This is a genomic window from Candidatus Nitrospira neuquenensis (assembly GCF_979578155.1).
On the sequence record NZ_CEFZDU010000039.1, the window covers coordinates 95,326 to 113,147 of the forward strand.

The 17,822-nt window shown below is 69.5% G+C and carries 15 protein-coding genes and 3 riboswitches; all 15 genes read right to left on the minus strand.

Annotated features, from left to right (window positions below; genetic code table 11):
• Window positions 1-19: 19 nt before the first annotated feature.
• The 15 genes from AC1U7O_RS17390 to pilV all read right to left on the minus strand — a co-directional run bounded on the left by AC1U7O_RS17390 (window position 20) and on the right by pilV (window position 17,800).
• Window positions 20-307 (minus strand): PepSY domain-containing protein, encoded by a 288-nt coding sequence (locus AC1U7O_RS17390; RefSeq protein ID WP_479896164.1) that lies wholly within the window; start codon window positions 305-307, stop codon window positions 20-22.
• A 127-nt stretch (window positions 308-434) separates the two neighbouring features.
• A riboswitch (Fluoride riboswitch) is annotated at window positions 435-514 on the minus strand.
• Between the two features lie 9 nt (window positions 515-523).
• Window positions 524-2,266 (minus strand): ATP-binding cassette domain-containing protein, encoded by a 1,743-nt coding sequence (locus AC1U7O_RS17395; protein ID WP_479896165.1) that lies wholly within the window; start codon window positions 2,264-2,266, stop codon window positions 524-526.
• A gap of 20 nt (window positions 2,267-2,286) precedes the next feature.
• Window positions 2,287-2,357, minus strand: a riboswitch (Fluoride riboswitch).
• Between the two features lie 19 nt (window positions 2,358-2,376).
• Window positions 2,377-2,952 (minus strand): hypothetical protein, encoded by a 576-nt coding sequence (locus AC1U7O_RS17400; protein WP_479896166.1) that lies wholly within the window; start codon window positions 2,950-2,952, stop codon window positions 2,377-2,379.
• Window positions 2,953-2,990: 38 nt separating this feature from the next.
• Window positions 2,991-3,065: riboswitch (Fluoride riboswitch) on the minus strand.
• A 28-nt stretch (window positions 3,066-3,093) separates the two neighbouring features.
• Window positions 3,094-4,119: a phosphatase PAP2 family protein gene (locus tag AC1U7O_RS17405; RefSeq protein WP_479896167.1), complete on the minus strand. Its 1,026-nt coding sequence runs from the start codon at window positions 4,117-4,119 to the stop codon at window positions 3,094-3,096.
• A gap of 115 nt (window positions 4,120-4,234) precedes the next feature.
• Entirely contained in the window at window positions 4,235-5,356 is a 1,122-nt protein-coding gene (locus AC1U7O_RS17410) for a TolB family protein (RefSeq protein WP_479896168.1), read from the minus strand.
• Window positions 5,357-5,362: 6 nt separating this feature from the next.
• Complete coding sequence (locus AC1U7O_RS17415) at window positions 5,363-7,633, minus strand: M1 family metallopeptidase (protein WP_479896169.1); 2,271 nt, start codon at window positions 7,631-7,633, stop codon at window positions 5,363-5,365.
• Window positions 7,630-8,436 (minus strand): response regulator, encoded by an 807-nt coding sequence (locus AC1U7O_RS17420; protein ID WP_479896170.1) that lies wholly within the window; start codon window positions 8,434-8,436, stop codon window positions 7,630-7,632. The genes AC1U7O_RS17415 and AC1U7O_RS17420 overlap by 4 nt, the downstream gene beginning before the upstream one ends.
• An 80-nt stretch (window positions 8,437-8,516) precedes the next feature.
• Entirely contained in the window at window positions 8,517-9,449 is a 933-nt protein-coding gene (gene ftsY, locus AC1U7O_RS17425) for a signal recognition particle-docking protein FtsY (protein WP_479896171.1), read from the minus strand.
• Between the two features lie 15 nt (window positions 9,450-9,464).
• Entirely contained in the window at window positions 9,465-9,932 is a 468-nt protein-coding gene (gene ybeY, locus AC1U7O_RS17430; RefSeq protein WP_479896172.1) for an rRNA maturation RNase YbeY, read from the minus strand.
• Complete coding sequence (locus AC1U7O_RS17435; protein ID WP_479896173.1) at window positions 9,932-10,954, minus strand: PhoH family protein; 1,023 nt, start codon at window positions 10,952-10,954, stop codon at window positions 9,932-9,934. Before AC1U7O_RS17435 ends, ybeY begins: the two co-directional genes overlap by 1 nt.
• Before the next feature lie 107 nt (window positions 10,955-11,061).
• Window positions 11,062-15,159: a pilus assembly protein gene (locus AC1U7O_RS17440; RefSeq protein ID WP_479896174.1), complete on the minus strand. Its 4,098-nt coding sequence runs from the start codon at window positions 15,157-15,159 to the stop codon at window positions 11,062-11,064.
• A 35-nt stretch (window positions 15,160-15,194) separates the two neighbouring features.
• A complete protein-coding gene (locus AC1U7O_RS17445; RefSeq protein ID WP_479896175.1) occupies window positions 15,195-15,428 on the minus strand; it encodes a hypothetical protein in 234 nt (77 codons plus the stop codon).
• Window positions 15,429-15,577: 149 nt separating this feature from the next.
• Entirely contained in the window at window positions 15,578-16,144 is a 567-nt protein-coding gene (locus tag AC1U7O_RS17450; RefSeq protein WP_479896176.1) for a PilX N-terminal domain-containing pilus assembly protein, read from the minus strand.
• 64 nt (window positions 16,145-16,208) lie between these two features.
• The gene (locus tag AC1U7O_RS17455; RefSeq protein WP_479896177.1) at window positions 16,209-17,207 is read right to left on the minus strand and encodes a PilW family protein; all 999 of its coding nucleotides are present in this window, start codon (window positions 17,205-17,207) and stop codon (window positions 16,209-16,211) included.
• Window positions 17,208-17,311: 104 nt separating this feature from the next.
• Window positions 17,312-17,800 (minus strand): type IV pilus modification protein PilV, encoded by a 489-nt coding sequence (pilV, locus tag AC1U7O_RS17460; protein ID WP_479896178.1) that lies wholly within the window; start codon window positions 17,798-17,800, stop codon window positions 17,312-17,314.
• Between the last annotated feature and the right edge of the window lie 22 nt (window positions 17,801-17,822).

Below are 17,822 nucleotides of genomic sequence, written 5' to 3' on the forward strand. Positions count from 1 at the left end.
TATTCCCCCCGCGTCGTGGTCAGTCGCGCTTTATCGTGATGATCTTGCCGGTCGCGGCATCCACGTGCAGCTCCCGCTCGTATCCGTCCACGGTCACCAGCTCGACCTCGTAGACGAGCCGGCCGTCCTCCGTCTCCAGCTCGATTTCCTTGATCGTCGCCCCGGGAAACTCCTCCAGCACGATCCGACCGACCTCCTGCGGGCTGAGTTTGGGCATATGCCCGCCGTCGTGGTCATCGGACAGGGCCTTGCCCGCCGACCCCAGGCAGATCAGGGCGATGCTCACACCGATGATGATGGCCTTCATGGTGGTGTCCCTCCGGGCGTATGGAGCGAGGGCCCCGTTTCGCGAAGGAACCGTTCCGGCAGGAACGCGCTGGAGGATAAAGAACCGGCGAGAGGTCCTGGGAGACATCATGACTCCTACCAGAACGTTTCCGGTAGGAGTCATTAGCCCCGCGTTCAGGGAACCTGAGCGGAGCGGTTGATGGTGGACTCCATCACCAACGCAGCGAGGCCAAGACTAGCAAGACGCCCCGCCCAAGTCAAGCCCCCGGGGGCGAGCGCCCGCGGATTCGACCCGCACGCAGCGATCGGCGCCGGGCACGGCCGCCAGGTCGGTGGATACGATGACGACGGTCCACGGCCCCTCCTTCGAGCAGAGCCTCCGCAACAGGGGGACGCGCAGATGTTCGGCCATGCCGTAGAGGCCGCCGTCCACGATCAGAAGCCGGGGCCGGGTGACGACCGCGCGCGCGATCAGCAGCTTGGTGACCTGACTCGTCGTGAACCCCTTCCCCTGGAACTCGACGTGCGTGCTCAATCCCCGCGGCAGCCGGTCCACCTGCTCCGACGCCTCGGCGAATCGCAGAGCCCATTGCACGTCCTCGTAAGGAATCGGGCCACGCCCGAACACGATGTTGTCCTCCACCGAGCCGTCCACGAGCATCCGGTGGGAGTCGTGGATCAGCCCGCGGACCATGATCAACGAGTCGCGGGAAATCTGACGGAGGTCCACGTCGTCGTAACGAATCACGCCGCTCGCCGGCAGATGCAGCCCCGACAGGACTCGGAGGAGCTCGCTCTTGACCCTGGCGTCGGTCGTCTGGAGCACCACCCGCTCGCCGGACGACACCTCGAGGGTCAGGTCCGTCACGAGCGGCTTCTCGCCGGGCGCGCCCAGCGACACCCCGCGGCAGCTCAGGGACAGCCCCGAGGCGTCCAGGCAGCTCAGCGCGATGGGCGAAGCCGCGGCGTCCTGGTCGCGCGGCAACGAGAAGAGGCCGGCCAGGTCGTTGAACGAGGTGAAGAGGATGAAGACCGCGTACATCCGGCGGGCGAGGACGTCGAAGTTGAAGAGCAGGCGCCCGACGATCACCTCGGCCGCGACGAACTGTCCGAGGGTGATCTGCTGGAGCATCATGAGCCAGGCCGCCATGGCGATCAAGCCGCCGTGACAGACGGCCTGCCAGACCATCGAACCCTTGTACTGGCGGTGCAGGATGTCCGACCGCCGCTTCCGCGCCCGGATGTACTCGAACACGAGGTGGTCGGTCTTGTCGGCGAGCATGGAGGCCCCCGCCGCCGCCTTCACGTCCAGGAGGTTGTCCGCGATGCTCTGAAACCATCGGAGGAGGGCATGGTGCAGCTCGTTGATCGTGAGCGTGATGCGGAAGCCCCCGAAGCTGAGGGTCGGCGTCAGGAGAACGAACCCGAGCAGCAACACGACGTCGTAGATGAGGAAATACGGATGGTAGACGACCAGCAGGGTCATCCCGATGGTGCCGCCGACCGCGATGTTGACGACGTCCACCAGCATTGCGGCGAAGGCGCGGGTGATCTGCTCGGCCTCGAAGAAGTAGTTGACGGCCCGCGGTGCGAACCGCTCTTCTCGGAACGTGGGCAGCGCACGCGCGAGCGCGAGGGCGATCCGCGTGTAGGTCCGCTGGGAAAGGATCTCCAGCGACCGCGTCTGGAGGACCTGCAGGGAACCGATGAAGACGAGCGTCGTGACCAGGATCGCCGCCAGCGTGACGATCATCACCGGCTGGATGGCGAAGGCGAAGGCGTTGACGAGCTCGGAGACGGTCAGCGGGACGACGAGGGAGAAGACGCCGATGGCGACGGCGTACGCGACGACGAGCCCCAGGATCTTTCTTTCGAGTGCGACCAGGAGCAGCAGGCGGCGGACGGTCGGCCACGCCAGCCCGGCCCGATCGCCTCCCGCCCGCCCGCTCACGGCACCGGCTGCGCGGCTCGTCGCCATGACGCACTCCCACCGTCATCTTCCCGGTAGGAGTCATCAGCCGGCGGCGCGCCGCGCGGCGGTTCGGGTGGACTCCATCACCCTGGGGCCGGTTTCTCTTCGGAGGCGGACTACCCGACCTTCGGTTTCACCGTGAATCGCATGGTTCCCACCAGCCCGATGGGGTTCACCTCCCAGCCTAGATAGATCTCGACCTTGTACGTCCCGGGTTTCCAGCCCCGATCCGGCGCGAAGAACTTCAGGTACCCGCTCTCGTCCTCCAACGCGATGTACATAGTGTCCTGCGCGATCGGCTTGGCGGGGTCCAACCCCTCGACCTGCTCGGGGTAGCAGATGCCGAAGACTTGGAACGACTCGTAGTGCTGGAAGAGCTTGAAGACGATGAAGACGCGCGAGTCCGGCGAGAACTCGTCGGTGGGATCGACCGGCACGATCTCGTGGGACCGCCGGAAGCCGAGCTCCTCCTCGAAGTTCCTGGAGGTGACGATCGAGTAGAAGATGCCCCGCGGGGGCGCGTTGAAGTCGTAGGGCTCAAGCGGCCCTACGTCCTGAAATTTCTCGATCGGGACGTTGCGGGTCAGCGGCGGCTCCTCGGCCGCTCCCGGAGGGACGGCACCGAGGGCGACCAGCACGAGCGACAGGGCCGGAGTCGCGAGGCCCCGCAGGGTCGCGGGGGGCCGAGGCATGCGCCGCCTCCTCTAAACAAAAGACTCCTACCAACGACGGGCCGGTAGGAGTCATCAGCCGCCGGTGCATCGGCCGGCAGGCGGTTCAGGTGAACCCCATCACCTTCTGCGTCGTTCTATACACTCGCCCCCGAGCCCCTGTCAACCGGAGCCCAGGCTGCCCTGGACGAAGCGCAGGAGCGCCGCCGTGCCGGCCAGCGCCAGCGCCAGCGCGGCCTCCTCCGCCAGCGCCCGCCGGCGGGGGCGCGCCCGCCACGGCGGGGCCGCGCCCCGGCCCGCCCACCAGCCGGCGCCGGCCAGGGCCGCCGCCGCGACGGGCAGCAGGGAGCCGCCCGTCGCGGCGAGCCCCACCGCGATCGCCGCCGACCCGACCCGTCCGTCCCGAGCCGCCCCCGTCGCGGCCCCACCGAGGTCCCGCGCGATCGCCTTCACCCGGACCACCCAACCGATCCCCATGGCGAGCAGGCCCGCGCCGACCAACCAGGGGGCCGCTTCCGAGCCCGAGGGCGGCTGGCCGGCGGTCCACAGCAGCGTCACGGCGCCCGCCGCGAAGGGAGCCAGCTCGACCGGGACGCGGGCGAGGGAGGTACGCCACTGCTTCAGCGGATTGACTACCAGGGCGCCGACGGCCAGTCCGAGCAGGGCCCCGGCCAGCACGTCGGTCGGGAAATGCGAGCCGCGGACGACGCGGCTGACGATGACGAAGCCGGCCAGGCCATAGGCCGGCCACCGGAGGCGCGGGCAATGGTGGGCCATCACGGCGGCGACGGCGAAGGCGGCGGAGGCGTGGCCCGATGGAAAGGAGTCGAGTCCGCCGGCGAGGTTCGGGCCGGTCAGCATGCCCTCCAGGTGGACCAGGCGGGGCCTGGCCCGCCCGATGAGGTGCTTGAGCACCTGGACCGCGAGGGCGGCGACGCCGTGGGCGATGAGCCCGTGGAATCCGGCCCGGCGAAGCACCGGCCGGTCGCGCGCCCAGCCCGCGAGCAGGAGGCTCGCACTCAGGGCGGCCAAGACCCCGCCGCTCCCCAGGCGGCTCCCCGCGTCCCCGAGCCATTCGACCCAGGGCTCGTGCACCGAGCGGACCTGGGCGGCCACCGTCAGGTCGAGCTGGTGGAGGCCCCAGAAGACGACGAGCAGCGCGGCGCAGGAAAGCAGGACGGGGCCCAAGGGCTCCGACGCGGCGACGCGGCGAGGGGGGGACGCGGGGCCCTCCGTGTCCTCCCGTCCCCCGCTCCCCCTGTCGCGTTCCCCCCTCACCCCTCGGCCCTCACACGTCACGCGGTCACGGCACCCAGTCGGCGATGAAGACGTTGAACTCGCCCTTGACCTTGGCGTGGCGGTCCGACACCCAGACGAGGTGCTTCCCGTCCGGTGAGAACATGGGGAAGCTGTTGAAGCTCCCCTCGGTCGTGATGCGCTCCAGGCCGCTGCCGTCGTCCCCGACCAGGTAGAGGTGGAAGGTCGGCGGGCCCGGCGCCGCCTGGTCGTGCAGGTTCGAGGCGAAGATGATCCGGCGCCCGTCCGGATGGAAGAAGGGGGCGAAGTTCGAGGCCCCATTGGCCGTCACCTGCCGGCGGCCGGACCCGTCGGCGTTCATCACGAAGATCTCGAGCTGGCTGGGCTCGACCAAGCCCTCCTGCAAGAGCGCCCGGTAGGCGTCGAGGGCGGCGGGGTCCCGGGGATGGGACGCGCGATAGACGATCCGCTTGCTGTCGGGGGAGAAGAACGGCCCGCCGTCGTAGCCCACCTCGGTCGTCAGGCGCCGGACGTGGGTGCCGTCCATGTTCATGGCGTAGATGTCCAGGTCCCCGTCCCGGACGGAGGTGAAGACGATCGTCTTGCCGTCGGGCGAGACGGTCGCCTCCGCGTCGTAGCCCGGCGTGTTGGTGAGGCGCTGGAGCTGCTGGCCGTCGAGCCGGACGGAGAAGATGTCGTAGTCGTCCAGCGCCCAGCGGTAACGGCCCTCCCGCTTGGGCTTGGGCGGACAGCCCGCGCCCTTCAGGTGCGTCGACGAGTAGAGCACCCGGCGGTCTCCGGGGAAGAAGTATCCGCAGGTGGTCGCCCCGGCGCCCGTGCTGACCAGCCGGATCTCGCCCGTGTCCAGATGCATGACGTACATCTGGTAGCAGCCGAGACCCGGATCGCCCGAGGACCGGTTGGTCGCCGGCGACGGCCCGCCCCAGTGATTCGTGGACTGGAAGATGAGCTTGGACCCGTCGAAGGAGAAGTAGGCCTCGGCGTTCTGCCGTCCGAAGGTCAACTGGCGGACGTTGGCCAGGTGCCGCTCCGTCGGCGCGGGCGGCTCCGTCGCCTGCACGGCCCAGCCCCACGCCGTCAGCAGCCCCGCCGCTCCCGCCGCCAGTCCCCATGCCGCACGAACCCGCCGGTGCGCCGCCTGTCTCATCGTGTCTCACCCCTCCATGCCAGGAAACAGGACCTCCAAGTCGCCGCCCGCGGCCGGGAAGTCCCCCCGGCCGACGACGGCGCCGTCGCGAAAGACGAGATAGCTCTGCCATCCGTAGAAGAACAGGAGTCGCGCGACCTTGGCCGCCGCCTCCGGCGACAGGCCGTAGAACAGGCTGACGACGCTCGTCGGCGAGCCCGGGGCGCGGCACGAGACGAGCAACGCCATGGACGGTCCCTCATAGGTCAGTCCGCCGACCGTGAATCGGTCCCGCTCGATCCGCACCTCATCCCCGCAGATCCGGCTCATCACGGCCGCCGCCCCGTTGAGCCCCGGCCCGCCCAGCACCAGCGATGACCCGCCGCCGGCCTGGTCCCAGTCGCCGGCGGCCACCAGGCGCACCGCCCCGCCCCCGCCCTCCTGCGCCGCGACCCTGGCGCCGAGCGCGCGGTACGGCGCCTGCGCCGCCTCGCTCCCCTCATCCGGCAGGACGACGGCGCGGGCGCGGTCCGTCACGAACAGGTTGAGCATGGGCGGAAGCTGGGCGCGGTCCAGCCGCCGGAACAGCTCGAAGTCCGGGTCCACGGAGAGGCCGACCGGTCGCCCCGCGACCCTGACGGTGAACCGCCGCTCGGCCTCCGACAGCTCGACCGAGGTCTCTTCGGTCCGGCCGTCCTCCAGCGCCACCCGCACCGGCAATCTCAGACGAAAGAGGCCGTCCGCGTTCGGCGCTTGCGCGAGCGCGAACGTGACGGCGAACGCGCCGGGTCCGCCGTCGGCCGGCGCGACCCGCGCCTCGGCCAGCCGGAGGGCCGGCGCGCCCCTGCGCTCCACCCACTGGGCGAAGAACCACCGGAGATCCCGGCCCGCCGCCCTGGAAAAGGCGCGCTCGACCTCCGGCCAGCCCGCGTAGGTCCCGCCGTGGTCGGCCACGAGCGTGCGCAGCCCGGCCCAGAAGGCGGCCTCACCGACCTCCCGCCGCAGCATGTGGAAGAGCATCGCGCACTTTTGATACCCGATCGCGTTGTCCCGCGGGCCGGTCTTGCGGCGGAACTCCCGCACCGCGTAGTCGTCCTCCGGCGCGACATAGACCGCATAGCCGAACAGCATCAGGCGGCGCTGGTCCCGGGCCTGCGCCGCCGCGCCCGTCAGCTCCTCATAGTAGTAATTGGCGAGGTAGGTGGTGAGCCCCTCCACCCAGTTGCCGGCCTCCACGTCGTTGAAGACCCAGTTCCCGACCCAGGAGTGGACGATCTCGTGGCCCAGCGCGTAGGGCTGGACGTAGTGGCGCTTGATGACCCCGCTCCCCAACAGGGTGAAAGAGGGCATGCCCAGCCCGCTCGCGAAGAAGTTCTCGACGACGGCGAACTTGGGGAAGGGGTAGGGGCCGAGCAGCTTCGTGTAGGCCTCCAGGTAGCGGGCGGAGGCGTCGAGGTATTCGTCCGCCAGCGCCGCGTCTTCCGGAAACAGGTAGGCGGCCAGCTCCACCTCACGGCCGGAGGTCGGCTGCCACGCCCGTTGCGTGCGGACGAAGCGGTTGGCGACGAGGGTCAGGGCCTCCGTCCGCTCGGCCACCTCCCATTCGGCGGCCGTCGCGCCGGCCTCCGCGCGCCGGGACCGCTCCCGCCCGTGGGTCACGGCCTCCCACCCGGCCGGCACCGTCACCCGGACCTGAAAGGTGGCCACCGAGCCGGGCAGCGTGGGATACCAGTGGGTCTCGCCGCTGAGGTAGACGCCCTCCGGTCCGATGTGGCCCGCCGTCTCGCTGGGCGTGACGAACCGCAGGTGGCGGGGCTCGCGCGGGGGCTCGTTCACGACCCCGTCGAACGCGAGCTCGATGACCAGCTCCTCGCCGCGCCCCGGTGTCCGGCCCAGATCCACCCGGACCGCCTGCACCGCCGCGCCCTGCTCCCCCGACCCCCGCTCGGGCTCCGCGGTGAAGGCGAGGGGTTTCGTCCCCCTCCCGACCCCTTCTCCGACATGACGAACCTGCAAGGCGGCGTTGAGCCGGAGGGTGACGACCCGACCGCCCGCGCCCTCGACGCGCAGGGACAGCCGATCCGTGGCGCGGAGGTGATGGGTGTCGGGGGTGAGGACGACGGTCAAGTCGTGGTGGCGGAGGACGACGGCGCGGATCGGAGTCGAGGACGGTGTCGCGGCCCGGGCCGGGATTCCCACGGCCGGCCAGAGGCCGGCCAGGAGAGCCAGGGCGACGGCGGTCGCCGTGCGCGCGCGGCACGGCCGGAAGGCGTCCACCGGGACAGCGCGGGGGTTCAAGCGGACCCTGGACCGGAACGGCTCTCCGTCGGGTGGCCGGAGAGCACCTCGGCGACCTGGATCGCCACCTCCAGGCGCTCCAGGTCCACCGGCTTGCCCATCACGTCCACCGAGCCCAGCTCCAGCATCTCCCGCAGCAGCTTCTCATCCTGGCTGGCAGTCAGGGCGATGACCCCGCCGCCATAGCCCAGGGCCCGGAGCGCCCGGAGCGTCTCCACGCCGTTCATGCCGGGCATGTACATGTCGAGGATCGCGATCTGCGGCGTCTCCTGCCTGGCCAGCGCCAGCGCCTCCTCGCCGCTCGCGGCGGTGCGCACCCGGTGCCCCCGCAACGACAGGAACTGCGTCAACAGCCCGCCGATCATGGGCTCGTCGTCCACCACGAGGATGGAGAGCCCCGGCCCGGCCGCCGCCGCCGGCCGGGGGGACGCCGCGGCCGGGGCCGTCTGCTGCATGGCCCGCTCCAGCGCGCCCACCAGCACGTCGAGGGAGAGCCCCTTGCTGAGGAAGTCGGTCACGCCCAACGTCCTCGCCTGGTTCTCCAGCTCCGTCGTCCCGCCACCCGTGAGCATCATGACGGAGGCGCGGGGGTCGAAGGCCCGAATCTCCTTGAGGACCTCGATGCCGTTCATGGCCGGCATGTGGAGGTCGAGGAGGGTGATCCGGGGCCGGTATTCCCGGAACAACGCGATCCCCTCCGCGCCCGACGACGCCGTCACCACCTCATGGCCGTGCCGACTGAAGACGGCCCGCAGGAGATCGCAGATCATCCGTTCGTCGTCGATGACCAGAATGGTGGCCACCGGGAAGCTCCTTTCGAAGACCGACGGGGCGCACGGTCATGATAGGCGCCCGGACCGGCGAAGGCAAGAACCTGGCGCCGTCAGGACGGCTCCAGGAGGGCGTCGGCGAACTCGCGGGCGCGGAAGTCCTGGAGGTCCTCGGCGGCCTCGCCGACCCCGATCAGCCTGACGGGAATCTTCAACTCCTCCGCGATCGCCACGACGATGCCGCCGCGGGCGGTCCCGTCCAGTTTCGTGAGCGCCAGCCCCGTCACCCCCACGGCCTCGTGGAACAGCCGGGCCTGAGACAGGGCGTTTTGCCCCACGGTCGCGTCCAGGACCAACAGGACCTCGTGGGGCGCACCCGGACACTCGCGGGCGAGCACCCGCTTTATCTTGCGCAGCTCCTCCATCAGGTTGGTCTTGGTATGCAGGCGGCCGGCCGTGTCAATGAGGACGACCTCGGCGTCCCGCCCCTTGGCGGCGGCCAGACCGTCGAAGACGACCGCCGAGGGGTCCGCCCCCTGCTGGTGCCGGACCACCTCGACGCCGATGCGGTCGGCCCACACCGCGAGCTGCTCGATGGCCGCGGCGCGGAAGGTGTCGGCCGCCACGAGCAGGGGACGCCGGCCGCCGCCCTTGAGCCGCTGGGCGAGCTTGGCGACCGTCGTCGTCTTGCCGACGCCGTTCACCCCCACCGCCAGGAGCACGAACGGCCGGGGCCCCCGGGCGACGAGCCGGTCGATCGGCTCCCCTTCACAGGGCTGGAGCGTCTCCAGCAGCGCGTCCCGGACCAGGCCGACGAGCTGCTGGGCGCCCTCCTCGCCCGGCGGGCGCCGCCCGCGGGCCTGTGCCTTGATCCGACCGATGACCCGTTCCGTCATCCGCACGCCCAGGTCGGCGGCGAGCAGGGCGGCCTCGAGCTCCTCCACGGCCTCCGGGTCCGGCCCGCGCCCGATGAGACGGGAGAGGGAGCCGCGGACCCGCTCCCGGGTCTTGGTCAGCCCCTGCGTGAGTCGCTGGAACAATCCCATGATGTCCTGGGCCCTTCAATGCCGCGAGGCGCCGCTTCCGACCAACACCGGGAGCGGCCCGACGGCCTTCCGCACGGCCCGCTCCCGCCGGCGCATCCGCACGGCCTCGCGGGCGCTCCGCTCGTGGTCGTAGCCGAGGAGATGCAGCACGCCGTGGATCAGCAGCGCCGCCAGCTCGTCGTCCAACCGGCGGCCCGCCTCGGCGGCCCGTCTCGCCGCCGTGGGGAGGGAGATCACGACGTCGCCCAAAAGGGAAGAACGGGGGCCGGCCGCCTCGCGCATCGGGAACGCCAGGACGTCGGTGGACGCGTCGCGTCCCCGGTACAGCCGGTTGAGCCGGCGCATGCGACCGTCCCCGACGAGCTCGAGGCTCAGCTCCGCGTCCGGCTCCCCCGCCGCGTCGAGGACCCGCTGCGCGAGCCGCGCCATCGCACGGAGGCGCAGGGCCGGCCGGCGTGCCCGGCTCCGCACCAGCACCGGCATCAGTGGGGCTGGCCTCCTCCGTCCCCCCCCGGCCGGCGGCGCGGCCCCCTCCGGCGCGCGGCCCCCTCCGGACCGCGGGCCGCCCCCCGCTGGTCGTACGCCCTGATGATGTCCTGGACCAGCCGGTGCCGCACCACGTCGCGCTCGTCGAAGTGGATGAAGTGGATCCCGGGAATCTCCCTGAGGATCGTCCGCGCCTCGACCAGGCCCGAGATCCGGTCGGCCGGCAGGTCCACCTGCGTGATGTCCCCGGTGACCACCGCCTTCGAATTGAAGCCCAGCCGCGTCAGGAACATCTTCATCTGCTCGGGCGTGGCGTTCTGCGCCTCGTCGAGGATGACGAACGAGTCGTTGAGCGTCCGGCCGCGCATGAAGGCGAGCGGGGCGATCTCGATCTCGCCGCGCTCCACCAGCCGGTTGGCCCGCTCCATCTCCATCATGTCGTAGAGCGCGTCGTAGAGCGGCCGCAGATAGGGGTTGACCTTCGCGTACATGTCGCCGGGCAGGAAGCCCAGCTTTTCGCCCGCCTCGACCGCCGGCCGCGCGAGGATGATGCGGCTGACCTCCTTCCGCATCAGCGCATCCACCGCCATGGCCATGGCCAGGTAGGTCTTGCCCGTGCCGGCCGGTCCGATGGCGATCACGATGTCGTATTTCCGGATGGCTTCGAGGTAGGCCTTCTGCGTGGCCGACTTGGGCGTGACGAAGCGCTTCTTGGTCGTGATCGGGACGGTGGTGAGCAGCAGGTCCTTGAGGGGCGCGTCCTGACCGGACCGGGCGGCCTTGGTGGCCAGGGCGACGTCGTCGGGCCGCAGCTCGTAGCCCTCGGCCGTGAGGTCGGCCAGCTCGGTGAGAATCCGTTCGGCCCGCCGGATCGGCTCGGGCGCGCCGTCGAGGGTGACCTCGTCCCCGCGCGCCGCCACCCGCACGCCCAGCTCCTCCTCGATCATCTTGAGGTGGCGGTCGTGGTGGCCGAACAGGTTCGCGGTGTTGGTTCCCTCTCGGAGCTTGATCTTGCGCACGCGCGTCCGGACCGTCCCTCCGTGTCACCGATGCCGGTCATTGTAGCAAAGGGCGCGAAAGGGTGACAAGGCGGCCCCCTCACGACCGCGGCCGTGAGGCGGCCCCCTCAGGTCCGCTGATTGAGCCAGGAGATGTACCGGCTCCACGACGCGCTGGGCGGCGTCGCGCAGGGCTGTCCCACGGCCCCGCCGCTCGTCTGGACGAACCCCATGACCCGCCCCTGACACCCCTTGCCGGCCCCGCCGGATCCATCGCCGCCGGAGCCCTGGGCGCCGATCTGGACGGCCATCTGCGAGGGCAGCCCGCTCCCCAGCGAGATGGACCGCAGCGACACCACGTTCTTGCCCGACGGTGTCGTGCCGATGATGGACTCCGAGTACGCGCTGCCGGTCTTGTAAAAGAGGGCGTAGAGGGACCCGCTCCCCGAGGAGCTGCAGAGGTCCGACGAGGGGACGAACGTCGTGAAAAATACCGCACCGCCGAGGATCGTCGGCGAGTTCAGCACGCGCTCTCCCGCGGTCGGAAGCGTCGTGTACCAGCCGTCCATGGCCGGAATGTCGCCCGATCCCTGGACCTTGGCGGTCAAGGCGTCGAAGGTGGTGGCCCCCGACACCCCCGTGACCTGCGTCACCGTGACGCACGTCACGCAGACCGAGGCGGACGACACATTGAGCAGGTTCCCGGCCGCACAGGTGGTCGTGCCCGATTCGGTGCAACGTCCGCTCAGGACCGGATCCTTCACCCCCAGGAAGTACTGCGTATCGGTGTTGGTCTTGTCGTTGTTGCCGTACAGCCGGCCGGTGCCGAAGAACACCCACAGATTGTTGGCGTCGTCGCGGGTGACGGTGGGCGCCGCGGTGACGGGGCCGACGAACAGGCTCCCGTCCGCCGGGAAGGTCGCCAGCAGCACCGTGGGCGCGCCTTGGTACCCCCAGGTCGAGGCCTCCGTATCCCCGCCGTGCGTCGTGAGGCGGTACATCTTCCCGATCCAGGCGGGACCGCTTCCGTGATTGATGACGCTTCCGCCGTAGGCCACGTCGGTCCGGAAATCCAGGTCGCCGTCCAACGCGATCAGGTTCCCCAGGAAGCCGGTTTCGCCCGTCGAAAAGGCCGTCACGGCCAGGGCCCTGCCCGGCGCGTACGGTTTCGGCATCTTCAAGGCGAACAGCTTGCCGGTCTGGGCGACGCTGCCGTCGTAGCCGGTCGCGCCCGACCCGACGACGATGAACCATTCGGCGGCCGCGTTGTCCGTCTTCGGGGTGCCCGACGAATTCCCCCGGACGATGGTCGGATAACTCGTGGTCAGCCCCAGCTCCGCCGTGCCGTAACTCCACAGGAGGACGGGATCGCTTTCCGGGTCGGTGATATCCAGGACAAAGTAGGCGCTGTAGAAGTACCGGTCCTCCACCCCCCGGCCGAAGTCGGCCCTCACCTTCATCGGCGGCCCCCCCGTGGAGGCCACGCAGGCGCCGCAGCTTCCGCCGAACCGCATCCCGCCGATCAGGATGGTCCCCCACCCGCCGGGATGCTTGGCGTCGGGGACGAAGATCCTGGCGTCCGTCACCTTCGGCTTGAGGTCCACGTAATACACATGGGTGTAGTCGGTCTGAGCCAGCCACCGAAGATGCGGGAGCAACTGGTAGGGGATGAACCCCCACAATTCCTGGCCGAGCGCCGCCCCGCCGCCGTTGCCGGTCGGCGTTCTGGTGAAGTAGCCGTGCTCGACCGCGCTCGTGTTCGGATCGTCGCCGCGATGGTAGAAGCCGCCGTTGAACGCGTGCAGCATCCCGTCGTTGGCGCCCACGTAGACGACCTGACGACGGTTCTTGTACTGAAGGTAGAACTCGGAATAGCTCTCGTCGCCGTAGAGCACGTCGAACCGCTCTTTCGGAGCGGCCACGACGGTCGGTGTGGAATCGATCGGGTCCCCGAGTTTCCAGACCAGCAGGGTCCCGTCCACCGTGAGTTGGCGATCGCGCAGGGCCGCCACCTGCTCGCCGCGGATGAAATTGATGAGGTTGGTCTCGGTGAAGGGAGCGGCCCCGGCCCGTAAGTACGGGCGGAGCGTCGTGGCGTTGTCGACCGTAAAAGCGATCTGCTCGCCCGCATCCACGACGCCGTCGTCGTTCGCGTCCACCCAGGTCAATAGCTTGCGGGCGCTCGCCGCCGTCAGGGCCAACTGCTTGCCGGCTTCCCAGATGGGGGCGATGTCCCGCAGCCCGACCGTCTCGAACGGCGTCGAGGAGTCCGCCTTGCCGTCGCCGTCGGCGTCCCGGTAGCGGTCCACTTTCACGTCCCCCGTGGCGCTGTCGAGGCGGGATCGGATGATGGCATCCTGGTTGAAGACGAGCTTGCCGTCCCCGTTGGTGTCTTCCCGGACATTCCCGAACGCGTCGAGGAACAGGCCCTGGGCGTAGCCGGTCCAGGTAATCTGATTGAGCCCCTCGTACACGAGGGGATAGAAATAGGCCTGGTAGATGGAGCCGTCGCCCGTCGAGGAGGTCGCCAGCACCGACACCGAGGTGCCGGAGGCGCTCCGCTGGAGGATGCTCGTGATCGCCGCCAGGAGCCGGTCGTGGAGCTGGTCGGCGTCCGACGACTCGTAGTAGGTGTCGGGGACGCCGTCGGCGCCGGCCGCGCCGGTTTCATTGTTCACCCGGTCCCATTCCTGGGTCAGGTCGGGAACGTTGTTGCCGTTGCGGTCCTCGAAGCCGCCCAGCTTGGCGGCGTCCTGGAGGATCCTCGCACCGGACCCGAACGCCAGGAAGGTGTAGATCGTCAGGTTCTGGACACCCGAGAGGTCCTTGCCGGTCGCGTCCGAGCCGTCCAGGTTGATGCCCGGCACGGTCGCCTGCCGCAGGTCGGTGACGTGGGCATAGTAGGCGACGTCGTCGAGGTAGTGCGAGCCGTTGCTCACGCAGGAATCGCTCGACGGTCCTCCGTAGTAGGCGGAGCAGTTGTCGTGGTGGTCGGTCAGATCCGAGTGGGCGCTCGATGAGGTGCTGCTGTGCTTGGGCGCGCTGCCCGTGCCCGCGTTCAACGACTCGGTACAGCCGGTCGCCGTGGCGCAGTGGGCGCTTGATCCGTGCGGGCCCGCCGTGTGGGCATAATCCCGCAGGGTCGTGGGGATATTGAGGTCCTGCGTCGGCTGGCCGTCGGTAAAGATGATCACGAAGCTCTTACAGCAGGGCACATACTGGGACGTGCTGGCCCAGTCGGGCTGCTTGAAGTAATAGGGGTCCCGGTTCGTCACGTTGTACGAATAGTCGGAATTGGTGTAGGCGGGTTGCAGTTGTGCGAAATAGCGCGTCGCTTCGTAGAGGGACTCGGCCAGGGGCGTCCAGGTGGACGGCGTGGTGGACTCGATCGCCGTGATCAGGCTCGTCACGTTCCCCCCCACGTCGCTCAGGACCTGCCCGCCGTCGCCGCCGCCGCCCTTGAACTCCATGAGCCCGAAGCGGGCCTTGTTCCCGACCTCCTGGATGATCCCGCTCGCGTTGTCGAAGCGGTCCACCCTGATCTGCCAGTTGGACTCCACGTAGATATCGCTGTCGCTGCAGCTCGAGCCGCTCGGCTGGCCGCTGTCGTCGTCCACGCAGAAGGACCCCTTGAGGGAGTTGATGCTCCCCATCATGTGGAAATAGACGTTGCCGGAGGCGGGGATGCTCGTCAGCGGCATGCGCCCCGACGCCTGGGCGACCGTGATGAACTGCGTCTGGTCCAGACAGCAGGTGCTTGCGAACGAGTTCTGCCCGATGAGCTGCCGGCAGTTCCCCTGGGCGTCGCGCCCGCCGACCGAGCAGATCCCGCCCATCATGACCCACTTGGCGATGTCGATACGCCGCATGGAGACATAGTTGAGGAGGTTCCCGCTCCAGGGGTACAGCACCCCGCAGGTGCCCGGTGAAGAAGGGTTCGCGGCCGGGTCCGGCTGGAACTTGTTGCTGCCGTACGTGTAGCACTCGAGGGGATCGAACAGCCCGTAGTAGACCCTGGCGGGATCGAACGCGATCTGGTAGGCCTTCGTATTCATGCTGCCGGAATTGTCCAGCAGCAATAAAATGTTCGGCGGCACCGCCGTGGTCGCCGTGAAGGGCGGATACGCCGTGTAGTCCGAGAGGGACTGGGCGTGACCTTCACCCGCCGGGCCCCAGAGGACGACCAGGCAGAATGCGGCGACGGCGACGGTGCGTCCATCCTTCATGGTTCCCCTCCCTCTCGACGGGCCCGGCAGCCCCGCTACTTCGGCAGGATCAGGACCAGCACGTCGATGCGACCGCGCTTGAGGTGAAATCGGACCGGCGAGCCGGCCTCGAGGTCCTTCAACGTCCTCGGCTTGCCGTCGTCGTCAACGACTGTGACGTCGGCATCCAGCTCGTATTCCCTCCCATCGATGACGATGCGGCTGCCGTGCACCGCCGTCACCTGGCCGGACCGATAGTCCGTCAGGTCCTTGCCCTCGGTCTGGGCCATGGCCGCCGTCATCGCCCACGGGACCGCGGCGCATGCGATGAGGAGCAAGAGAAGCGCCCCGGCGATGCACGGCCGCCGGCCGTCGCGTCCGCGGACCTTCCTCCTCCGTTCCACGCCCCTGTCCGAGGCGCTCATCATGGGCGTGCTCCTCAAATCTTCCTTTGACAGCTCTGGTCGGTCATCGTGCAGGCATAGACGGCGCTGATCCGGCTGCTCGTGCTCGTGGCGGCGTTCGTCGCGGCGCATTCCACCCGATACATGATGTCCACGCCGCCGGAGCTGGCACCGCCGGCCGTCCCCTCGTAGCCGGAGGCGAATTGCAGGGAGCCCCCGGCCTTGGCCGTGACATACAGACGGTCGATGTCGCCGCGGACGGCGAATCCCCCGATGTTCGCGACGGTGTTGGGCGAGGACTCCGGCGTATCGGGGTTGTTGTCCCATTGTCCGAGAATTTCCCGTTGCAAGGTCGTCGCGCTGGCGGAGGGGACCGGTCCGGCGGGGGTAGCCGTGTCCACGAATTCGGCGGCGAGCATCCCCGCGTCGATCGTCTGTTGAATGATCTTGACCGCCGTGCCCAGGCAGGACTCCGCGGCGGCGATGCCGGCCTCGCCCGTCCGCCCATATCCCGCCAGGCGGTTTTCCATCCCGGTGATCGTCACGGCCCCGAGACCGATCACGGTCACGATCACCATGAGCAGCAGGACCGTCAGCAGCACGATGCCCGCGTCGCCGGCCGGGCCGGCGACGCGGGCAGGCCCCCTCGCGGGGCGTCTTCGGTCGTCACAGGCCAAGGTTCCTGACCTGCACCACCCGCGTCAGCACCCGGCGCCGGTAGGGCTGATACGCCGCGAGGGCGAACCCCGGGTCATCCAGGGGGTTGTGGTCCTCGACGACCCGCGGCGCGGTGCGCACGGTCGTATCGCTCTTGGTCTGCCGGGCGACGACGTTGATGCGGACCAGCCGGATGGTGTCCGTCGTCATGGCGCCGCTGCTCCAGGTGCTGTCGGAGACGAAATCCGCCTCGTCGAAGGTGTTGGAAGCGTTCTGATCGTCGATCATCCCGTCCGGCTCGCTCCCCCGGCATCCGTCGCAGGCGTACGCGAGCTGCAGATCCTCGATGCCCTCCGCGACGGCGACGCAGGCATTCGGCACGACGTTGCAATCCCGGCCGGACGAGACGCCGCGCACCAGACAGGGCGCCGTGCCTTCGCAGACCGCGGCGTTGGCATCCGCGGGCCCGATCACCTGGTAGGTGAGGCACCGCAACCAATACACCTGGGTCCCGATGGGGAACACCGCCGGCGCGCCGATCGTGGGCGAGACGGAGAGCGCATCGCCGCTTATCGCCGCGACCGACCCGGAGATCACCCCGTTGATCGAAATGGCCGCCCCCACCCCGAACCCCTCCGGCGACATCGCGGCCACGGCACCCGATTGAAGCGTCACGGTCGTGGTCGGCCCGGTGACGGTCTTCGCGAGCGTGGACAGGGCGACCGGCACCACGAGGGACACCCGATCCGGTCCGGTATCCTTTCCCCCGACGTTGTTGTCGGCCGGGACGACCGCCGCGCTACAGGCGTCAACGGTCCCGGCGAATCCGAACCCGGCGGTCTTCAGGTCGTTGGAGATGAGGTCCATCGCGACGCGCGCATTCTGCTGCAACTGCGCGGTCTGATCGTTCACGGTCGCGGCCTTCTCGCTGCTCCCCATCACCGTATAGCCGGCCGCCAGGACCACCGTGGCGATCACGACGCCGATCATCAACTCAACGAGCGACACGCCGGACTCCGCCGCATCGCTCCGCGAAGCACGGCTCGGGCGCCGGGAGGAATGATGGTCCATGCTGCGCTCCGCGGGGTCGCGAATGTGCCCGCCGATCACCGCTACTCGGGAGCCACGACCGTGGTCAGGGTCAACGTGTGGGGTAGGACCGCCCCGCTCCACGTCACGGTCACCGTCACCTGGCTCTGATTCAATCCGCTCGCCCCCTGCGGCCCCAGCGCCGCCACGGCGACCTGGCCTCGGGCGCCGCCGAGTCTGGCGCCGGCCAGCCTGGCGCTCCACTGATCGTAGTCCCCCTGCGCCATGGGCTGAGTCGACGGCGGGCGCGTCGTGCTGTTGGCCGAGTCGATGCCGGAATAGGCCGACACGTTGGCGCGGTTGAAACGGATTCGTTCCATCATGTCGGACGCCAGGTGGGTCGCCTGGCTGAGGTCGTTCGCGTCAACGTTCCGGCTCAGCGCCACATCCAGCAGCCCGGCGATCGCCAGCAACCCCACCGCCAACATGACCATGGCGATCATGCCCTCGACGAGCGTAAAGCCCGCATCCCCCCCCGGGCGATGCGCCCCGTGATGTCCGGACAGCGACACGTGGTCCACTCCCGCTCGGCGC